The 8,933-nt window shown below is 29.7% G+C and carries 12 protein-coding genes; 4 read left to right on the top strand and 8 right to left on the bottom strand.

The genetic code is table 11. From position 1 onward, the window contains the following. A partial coding sequence (locus RPL90_RS07295) for an aspartate kinase (protein WP_313547324.1) occupies nucleotides 1-1,360 on the top strand: 1,360 nt, incomplete at its 5' end. Between the two features lie 61 nt (nucleotides 1,361-1,421). Here the strand turns inward: RPL90_RS07295 and RPL90_RS07290 are convergent. Further along, nucleotides 1,422-2,054 carry a hypothetical protein gene (locus tag RPL90_RS07290; RefSeq protein ID WP_313547322.1) on the bottom strand — a complete coding sequence of 211 codons (633 nt, stop codon included), beginning with the start codon at nucleotides 2,052-2,054 and terminating at the stop codon, nucleotides 1,422-1,424. Nucleotides 2,055-2,117: 63 nt separating this feature from the next. Then, the gene (locus RPL90_RS07285; protein ID WP_313547320.1) at nucleotides 2,118-2,576 is read right to left on the bottom strand and encodes a sugar phosphate isomerase family; all 459 of its coding nucleotides are present in this window, start codon (nucleotides 2,574-2,576) and stop codon (nucleotides 2,118-2,120) included. A gap of 300 nt (nucleotides 2,577-2,876) precedes the next feature. Between RPL90_RS07285 and RPL90_RS07280 the strand changes: the two genes are divergently transcribed. Beyond that, the gene (locus tag RPL90_RS07280) at nucleotides 2,877-3,746 is read left to right on the top strand and encodes a hypothetical protein (protein ID WP_313547318.1); all 870 of its coding nucleotides are present in this window, start codon (nucleotides 2,877-2,879) and stop codon (nucleotides 3,744-3,746) included. A gap of 87 nt (nucleotides 3,747-3,833) precedes the next feature. Here RPL90_RS07280 and nucI read toward each other — a convergent pair whose 3' ends face one another. Continuing rightward, nucleotides 3,834-4,376 (bottom strand): thermonuclease NucI, encoded by a 543-nt coding sequence (gene nucI, locus RPL90_RS07275; protein ID WP_313547317.1) that lies wholly within the window; start codon nucleotides 4,374-4,376, stop codon nucleotides 3,834-3,836. A gap of 192 nt (nucleotides 4,377-4,568) precedes the next feature. Here nucI and RPL90_RS07270 point away from each other — a divergent pair, with 192 nt between their 5' ends. Together RPL90_RS07270 and RPL90_RS07265 are read left to right on the top strand one after the other, a co-directional pair. After that, a complete protein-coding gene (locus tag RPL90_RS07270; protein WP_313547316.1) occupies nucleotides 4,569-4,754 on the top strand; it encodes a LapA family protein in 186 nt (61 codons plus the stop codon). A 235-nt stretch (nucleotides 4,755-4,989) separates the two neighbouring features. Further along, nucleotides 4,990-5,145 (top strand): hypothetical protein, encoded by a 156-nt coding sequence (locus RPL90_RS07265; RefSeq protein ID WP_313547314.1) that lies wholly within the window; start codon nucleotides 4,990-4,992, stop codon nucleotides 5,143-5,145. Between the two features lie 41 nt (nucleotides 5,146-5,186). Here RPL90_RS07265 and RPL90_RS07260 read toward each other — a convergent pair whose 3' ends face one another. The 5 genes from RPL90_RS07260 to RPL90_RS07240 all read right to left on the bottom strand — a co-directional run bounded on the left by RPL90_RS07260 (nucleotide 5,187) and on the right by RPL90_RS07240 (nucleotide 8,857). Then, nucleotides 5,187-5,789, bottom strand: a complete 603-nt coding sequence (locus RPL90_RS07260; RefSeq protein WP_313547312.1) for a response regulator transcription factor — start codon at nucleotides 5,787-5,789, stop codon at nucleotides 5,187-5,189. Next, nucleotides 5,786-6,880 carry a sensor histidine kinase gene (locus RPL90_RS07255; RefSeq protein WP_313547310.1) on the bottom strand — a complete coding sequence of 365 codons (1,095 nt, stop codon included), beginning with the start codon at nucleotides 6,878-6,880 and terminating at the stop codon, nucleotides 5,786-5,788. Before RPL90_RS07255 ends, RPL90_RS07260 begins: the two co-directional genes overlap by 4 nt. Beyond that, entirely contained in the window at nucleotides 6,877-7,611 is a 735-nt protein-coding gene (locus RPL90_RS07250) for an ABC transporter permease (protein WP_313547308.1), read from the bottom strand. The genes RPL90_RS07255 and RPL90_RS07250 overlap by 4 nt, the downstream gene beginning before the upstream one ends. Continuing rightward, nucleotides 7,608-8,471 carry an ABC transporter ATP-binding protein gene (locus RPL90_RS07245; RefSeq protein WP_313547306.1) on the bottom strand — a complete coding sequence of 288 codons (864 nt, stop codon included), beginning with the start codon at nucleotides 8,469-8,471 and terminating at the stop codon, nucleotides 7,608-7,610. Before RPL90_RS07245 ends, RPL90_RS07250 begins: the two co-directional genes overlap by 4 nt. A 191-nt stretch (nucleotides 8,472-8,662) precedes the next feature. Beyond that, nucleotides 8,663-8,857: a hypothetical protein gene (locus RPL90_RS07240; RefSeq protein WP_313547304.1), complete on the bottom strand. Its 195-nt coding sequence runs from the start codon at nucleotides 8,855-8,857 to the stop codon at nucleotides 8,663-8,665. Nucleotides 8,858-8,933 lie beyond the last annotated feature (76 nt).

Here is an 8,933-nt window from a genome sequence, read left to right as displayed (position 1 = left end):
AGCTAAATTCGGTGGAAGTTCTGTATCTAACGCAGAACAAATAAAAAAAGTATTGGAGATTGTTAATTCTGACCCTGAAAGAAAGATTACAATTGTCTCTGCCCCAGGCAAAAGACATAAGTCAGATATGAAAACGACTGATTTATTAATTAGGTTATATGAAAAGGCAATTGCTAAATTGAACTATACTTCTAAAAAAGATGAAATAGTACAACGTTATGCAGACATTGTGTATGAACTTCAAATGGATGACCATATTTTGAAATCTATTGATCATACATTAGAACATTATATTGCTACATTAAAAAATAAACCGCCTCGCTTATTAGATGCCCTTCTTTCTTGTGGTGAAGATTTTAATGCTCAAATTATAGCTGAATATAATAATAGTCAAGGCGTTCCAACACGTTATGTGTCTCCTGGAGAAGCAGGCATAACAGTAAGTGATTTGCCTCAAAACGCACAAATTCAAGATCAATCTTATGAAGCATTGTATAACTTACGAAATTATAAAGAAAAGTTAATTATTCCTGGATTCTTTGGTATTTCAAGACAAAATTATGTCGTAACATTCCCTAGAGGTGGATCAGACATTACTGGTGCCATAGTAGCTAGAGGCGTAAGAGCTGATTTATATGAAAACTTTACAGATGTATCAGGTATTTTCAGAGCTAACCCGGTAATCGTAAAACAACCACAAGTTATTGATGAAATTACATACCGAGAAATGCGAGAATTATCTTATGCAGGATTTGGCGTTTTTCACGATGAGGCTTTACAACCGTTACATAAAGACCGCATCCCTGTATTAATTAAAAACACGAATAGACCGCATGAATTAGGTACATATATTCGTCATGATAGAGAGATTAATACAAACAATGTTGTAAGCGGTATTAGTTGTGATAAAGGATTTACAGTTATTAATATCAAGAAATATTTAATGAACAGACAAGTTGGTTTTACACGTAAAGTTTTAGGCGTTTTAGAAGACTATAATATTTCATTTGATCATATGCCTTCGGGTATTGATAGTATCAGTATTATAATGCGCTCTAAAGAAATTGAGAACAAAGAAGAACAAGTATTAAGTGATATTCGTAAACATTGTGACGTAGATGAATTAAGCGTCGAACATGATTTAGCTATTTTAATGATAGTTGGAGAAGGTATGCATCGTATCGTAGGTACCGCTAGTCGCATAACGCATGCTCTAGCTGAAGCTAACATTAATCTTAGAATGATGAACCAAGGTGCTTCAGAAATATCAATTATGTTTGGTATTGATGTTGCAGATGCCGATAAAGCAGTTAAAGCAACTTATGAATATTGTTATAACGGAAAATGTATCGTTCTATAACACAAAAAATCCTTTAAATCTGAGTATATGCTTTGCATTAATACTTTTAATTTAAAGGATTTTATATTGCGTTTTTTTCGGAAATAAGCGCTTGATTGATACGTTCATTTCCAACTACTAGTCTCAAGATTACGAATTGATAATAACTTAATGCATCTATAACGTTTCGATAATTAGGTAATTGATGGTAATCGATTGGGTCTAGTAATTCATACATTAATACAATTTCTGGTTTAATGTAATCTACATCCCACTTAATTGAATGAAAATATATGTGCTTTTCTGGCAAACGGATATTATTATCTAAACGAAACATCCACTCATCATTTTTAACATCATAAACAATTACAGTCATAATCATTGTATCGTTGTCATATATATTAGCATGTGTAAGTGACTTGAAATTGATTTTATTAAAGTCTGTGCTTGCATGTTGATCGTCGTATAATTTAATTGTAAATCCTTCAGGTATGTATTTAATTATTTCAGAAAAATAAGTACGTTGAACACTTATATCTATTTTTTTATTTAAGTCAAAAGCATCATGCAAAAATAGTTGCTTAGCGATTTCACCATTAAATTTAAAATAATTACTAACATTATTAATTAATTCGTAAACGACGGTTTTAACATTTTTAAATTCTCCACTCAAATGATTGCCACCTCCTAAAGTAAGCGTTTTCAATAATATCATTATATAAGTTGTATAGCGTTTTTTCAATTGTTATATATAAATTACTACTTAATTCGTAGGAATTTATGACAATTCTCCGACTTTATAATATTGTTCTTCATCAAATGTAGTAATAATTTCGGGATAATTCACTAAATAAATACTATCTGCACTATTAAACAACGTACGTTGTATTTGTGCCACTTCTTGATAAGTTTGAAAAAGTGCTTTGCTCATTTGATATGGTGTCGATATATAATATTGTTTAATCTGATATTTACTAAATGTATCGCACACTGTTTCCCCAGTTACTACATGAAAAGTGCTATTAACCTGACCTGTAGGTATAATAATGTTAAAATTTGTATTTTTTGCTGCATAGTGAATAATGTCTGTTGAATAACTTACAACTGAAATCTTTATATTATTTTTGTTTAAAGTATCTATGACTTTGTATGACACAGGATGATTATCAAATGCAATAATATCATTATCTGCTATAGCAGCAATCTTTTTTTGTAATACTTTGTCAGACGCACGCATTTGATTTGCCCCCTATTGTTCTATCTTTTTAATACTTATAGCATAATTCAGTTTATTAGCTAAGTTCAACTACAAAAAACAAAATACTGAAAAATTAATGTTATTAGTAATAAATTATAAAATATTCAACTTTTTATTATTTTTTGCCATTTTGCTCATTAACTACGCTAATATTATTGATTAATTAGCTATATTTTTTATATAATTAATAAGAGTAGATTTACCGTTGAACTAATAATATATAATTATTAAACACTGTATATTTATATTTTAAATTTTAAGTAGATTAGGATGATAAAGATGTTTCTTACTATTATATTGTTGATAATCGTCTTTTTATTGATTATTGCTTTATATCTTGACCACCGATTCATGCAAAATAAATTAGATACTGAAATATATGCTAAAACACAATTAGTTAGAAAGATCAGCTCAGTAACTAGTGAAAATACAAATTTGCGTAACCAAATGCTTAGTTTTGATGCTAATAACGACAAACACCATCATGGTATTAGAAAGGCTAAGCAAGATTTAACCGATATTATGACTAAACTTGTTGATAATAATCAATTAGCAAACTTCGAAATCATTTCAACGAGTAATTTGGCTGTCAAACACCCATTTTTTGAATACGCACGTCCATTTGACTATATTGTTATTACTGAAAAAGGGTTATTCAATATCGACGTAAAAAATTGGAAGCAAAAAACGTTCTATCACTTTAATGTAGATCCTGAACATGAAGATGACAATGATTTCAGCGATAAAACTGAAGACCAAATCGTTGGCCGTTATATCGCCAATAAATTTCATAGCCAGTTTAATTCAACGCGTATGACGAGCTACACATTTATTGAGCGCATTAAAAAGCATACTGTCATCTTTGATTTTTATAGCCAAGATCCTTATAAAGAAGCAGCTTATAATACTAAAATGTTACAAGAAAAAATTAAAGAAAATGCGCATCACAACATTAAAAACGTTGGTTTGGTATACTTTACAGACGGTTCAGTTAATCTGATAGATGGCCCAACTGAACGTGAAAAATATGTAGAAACCGTTTCTTCAAAATCAAGTCTTAAAGATATTATAGAAGAAACTGTAACTTCAGCTGACGAATCACTATCTAAAGAACAATTCGATAGATTAGTTGCTCGTTTTGAAGATTAAAATAAAGAGCATTGTTATCGTTATTGATAACAATGCTCTTTATTTATCCGTAATTGTATGACTTTAAACCATAACAATTTAAAAACATTAGTGCTTTTTACTCCAAATATTTAAATGTTTAGATTGTGCATCTGCTTGAGCTTTTTTAAATACATCACGATATTTACCATTTGGTGCAAAATACTTTTCTCTAGCTAAACCCTTTTGAACTAATACTTCATTAAACATCGTTTTCTTATCTAACCATACATACGCTAATGTACGTCCATATCTATCTTTCGGTTCTTTATCATATTCCAAATATACATCCTTATTTGTTAAATGTTCTTTGGTAAAATTTGAAGCCGCTTTACCATAGGGTTGCACTGGCGTATTTGGTTTGACTGTTTCAGGCGTATCCATACCAATTAATCGAACTTTCAGTTCATTATTGTCTTTATCTTTAGCGACAAATGTATCGCCATCTACAACTCTTTCTACATGAACTCTACTCGTTTTATCAAGGCCCTTTTCTAATGTATTATTATCATTATTAGCAAAAGGTCCACTATGGTTTATAAATTGAAAAAATAGTACGCCGATTACGACTACACAACAGATTAATATAGTTACTTGCTTTGAAGATTTCATTGTTGCACCTACTTTACTAAATTAATACCGATTTATCATATATAATATATTAAAGACCGTCAATAATTAATTCATTTATTAAATAAATAAGGCGTTTTCAGTTGAATTTAGCAGTTTAGTGACAATATTATTTTTTATATCTTTCTATAACTACATCATGTTATAATATCGATTGATAGGAGTTGAACACACTTGAGTATTTTTAAAGAAAATTTGATTTCAATAATTGCTATTGTGATCGCAATTATTGTTGGATTAATCTTACAATATCAATTCCAATTACCATTGATCGTTTCTGCTATGTTAGCAATCTTTTTAGGGATTTTCGTAGGATTTATTATTGTATTGATACAATCCATCGTTTCTAAAAAAAAGTAAAAAGTAATTAAAGGGACAAACTTGAGCAATTTAACATCATTGTGACCTTATTAATGATGCTAAATTTACGTTTGCTCTTTTTTTCAACTTATTTTTTATGTTTTACACTTTTTAAGTTTTGATTCGTATTTATCGGGTAAAATTTATTTTAGTTATATGAATAACTATTTGTTTTAAGATTATAATGTTTTTTATTTAGTATGTGATGATATTACAAAGGGGCCAAACGACGTTAATGAAAATAATCAATCTTTTAAAAGAAACTGAAGATATTATATATACTGTTCAAACAAGAAAAGGTAACATGTTTGAATATCGTATACCCATTCATACACCTAGTGACCAAGTAACTAAAATACTTTTTCTAGTAGAACAATATAATGATAAATAAAATTAAACCTTTAGGTCAATTATAGATGACTTAAAGGTTTTTTATATCCATCCTTTTTCTTGAGCTTTCTTCCATGCTTCAAAACGATTCTCAACTGCTAGTTTATCAATAATATTAGAAGTGTAGTTTCTAACAGTGCCGTCAGATAAAAATAATGTTTGTGAAATTTCTTTGCTTGTTAAACCCTTGCCTATTTCCGTTAATACTAGTTGTTCTTTCGCAGTTAAAGGATTTTTATCTTTGAACATCGTAGTCACTAAAGAATCACTATATTCTTTGTTTCCTGCCATAATACGGTGCATTGTCTCGACAAGTTCATCAACCGAGCGTTCTTTTAATACATATGCATCTACATCATTTGCCACTGCCGATTCAAAATAACCTGGTCTTTTAAATGTAGTCACTATGATGACTTTAATATCTATTTGTGCTTCCCTAATATTACTTAAAATTTCGAGGCCTGTCATGGTAGGCATTTCAATATCTAAAATTGCAATATCTGGCTTATATTTTTGTATCTCTTGCCATGCTTCACCACCATCACCTACTGTTGACACTATGTTTATTTCATCATGGAGTTCCATTAATTGAACCATTGCTTGCCTAAGCATAGATTGGTCTTCTGCTATTATGGTTGAAATCACTGTTCCACACTCCTTGGTATTAAGACTTCGATACACAAACCCTCTTCATTAAATGTAGCTAATGTGCCATTTAATATATTGACACGTTCTTGAATACTTTTTAGTTCAAGTGATTTCACATCATCTACACCAACACCGTTGTCTTGAATAATTAATTTTAACGCGTCATCAGTCAACTTTAGTTGTCCTTTTATTTTAGTAGCTTGTGCATGTTTTACTACATTATTAATCGCTTCTCGTAATATCATTGCCAATATAGACTGTCTCGTTGCTGATAGCTTTTCAGCATATTTTGCATTGTTAAATTCAAACGTTAAATTTGCTTCATTAAGCATATTGGCTACAGCATCTACTTCATCTTTAAAAGAACTTATTTTGAGATCATTAATAATCGAACGTACTTTGTCTAATGCTTCTTTAGAAATATGATTTACTGCTGTCATTTCTTCTATAGCTTTATCAGGTTTATTAATAACTAATTTAGCAGCTAATTCAGATTTTAAACTAATACTTGCAAAAACATGTCCTAACGTATCATGTAAATCTTGAGCAATACGTGTCCTCTCTTGTTCAGCAATAAGCATATTAATTTGAGCATTCTTTTCATTCATTTTTAGCTTAAGCTTACTTGTTTCTACTCTTTTAAAATTACTAATCGTTATCATTAAAATAACTAAATAATAAACGACTAACATTAGTGCAATATCGTATTCAATAAACCATGTAATGATAAAACAAACCATCATAGTTAAAAGCATTAACTTAAATGCTAACGACCTAATCGTTACCTTTAATAAATAAGGTAACGCAAAGGCACTGAAAAAGAAATATAAGCTCATATTCGGTGACACACTAATAACAAAGTAAATGATACAGAGATAGTGAATCGCTAATGATAACGTTAACCACTTTTTAGATAATATGGCAAATAGAAATATAAGTATGCAATAAGAAAGTGTAAAAATTATAAAAATCACTACGTAAAGCCAATACTTACCATCCATTTCCTTAGTAAATAAAGGTGTGATGGCAAATATTAAATATACTAAACTCGATAATTCTAATAATCCTATATTGAGGCGTTTAATCATACTTCCACTTCTCTTCTTTTTCTAATAAGTAAAGCTATTATCAAAAATAGTATACTATAACCTATTAAAATAAAGAAAGCATGGTAGCTAAATGGGTCGCCTTTGCCAATATCAAAAGCAACTTTTTTTAAATTATATGTGGGCGTTGCATGTGAAATTTGTTTTAACCAATCTGGAAATTGTGTTGTTGGATACCATAATCCTCCGATAACAGCTAAACCTAAATATAAAATACTGCCAATGCCACTCGCTTTTTGAACGTCGTTTAATTGCGCAATTAGCACTCCTATTCCTAAAAATGTACTCGCACCTAGCCACAATATGACTCCGGAAGAAATCCATTCAGTTATTGTCATATTAACGTTTTTAAAAACATGAGCTACGGTAAATATTACTACTATAGAGATTGCAAATTGGATCATTACTTTGAAAATTTTAGCACCATAGTATTGATAAGGACGTAAAGGTGTGCGAATAATGTTTTTATACCAACCCGTTACTTTTTCAGTAATCATTTCCATTGGAAATTGCATTAAACAAAAATTTGATAAACTAAAAGCCGTCATGCTATACATATATTCCTTGTCAAATGCTTTTTCAGCATCTTTTGGCAAATCTAAAATAGAAGTGAAAATGATATAAAATATTAATGGTAGCAAGATTGCTAACATTAGATTCACTCGTTTTCTTAACGTTAAGCGTATTTCAATAAGTAAATAATGTTTCATCATAAGAACTCCTCCTCATTATTACTAAAAATTGATTCTAATAAACTCGATTTTGTAATTTCAATTTCGTTGAGATTTACTTCTGCGTTTAATAAAATTTGTATGGCGTCATTTACATTATCTGTTTGTATTTCATAACTATCTTTAACTTTGATCATTTGCTTATTATTAAACTGAGATTGCAAATATTGATGTTTTAACGGTAACTTAATAATTGAAGTGTGTTGATTTGTTTTTAAGTTATTAGGACTATCATTCATTACAATCTTCCCTTTTTCAATAACCACTACTTTGTCAGCCATACGCTCTACTTCTTCAATATAATGTGAAGTATATAAAATGGTAACGCCTTGACCCTTTAAATCATCTATAATATCCCAAAAATGCTGTCTCATTTGCACATCCATTGCGCTTGTGGGTTCGTCCAATATTAAAAGTTTAGGCTTTCCGATTAATGCTAGTCCGAAATCAAGAATTCTCTTTTGACCTCCAGATAACTTGTTAGCAAATTCAGACATTTTCTGTTCACCAAAGCGTGTGATATTAGCAAACTGTTCATAAGAAATAGGCTTTTTATACATATTGGCAAATAAATAATACAATTCTTTAACCCTGATTAATTCGGGAAATACTGTTTTTTGAAACATAATACCTAAATGATCTTCACTTAATAACGCTTCATCATCGTTAATTGTTCCAGTTGTAGGATGACGGTCGCCAATAATCATGTCTATTAAAGTAGATTTACCAGCACCATTGGGGCCAATTAAAGCAGTACACATACCTTTAGTGATGTCAAAAGACGCATTGTTTACTACCGTTTTGTTTTTATATTTCTTAGAAATGTTATTAATTTTAATCATGTGCTTCACCTCACGTTTAAGTTACTTTAATTGTAAAAAATAGCTAATTAAACATGTAGTGTATAATGTCATAAATACGAGATGACAAATGTCATATATTGTAAGTTTACATAATAAAATTATTGTTCGAAATAAATACAAAAAATACCGCCAAAGTTATAAACACTTTGGCGATATTAAATATTACTATATTAGTTTTTTACTAAAGTTAAAAATGTAGTGAACTTTTCTTCTGTTGCAGGATATCTTTGTTCTTCAAATTCACGTACTGTTGAGTTTAATAATTTATAATCTGATACATCATCACTTTTAAGGTATTCGTTGATTTTCGTTTCCAACCCTTTTAATGAATCTGCTTCTAAAATTTCTAATTTGACCTCTTGCATGTTCATCACTTCCCTAAATTGTGTTTAATACTTATATACCCAATAACTTGTAAAATATTCAATAAAAAAAAACGAC

The organism is Staphylococcus kloosii, from assembly GCF_032139365.1.
Lineage (GTDB): Bacteria > Bacillota > Bacilli > Staphylococcales > Staphylococcaceae > Staphylococcus > Staphylococcus kloosii_A.
Note: the sequence above shows the minus strand (reverse complement) of the source record. Positions and strands in the feature narration are given on the sequence as shown.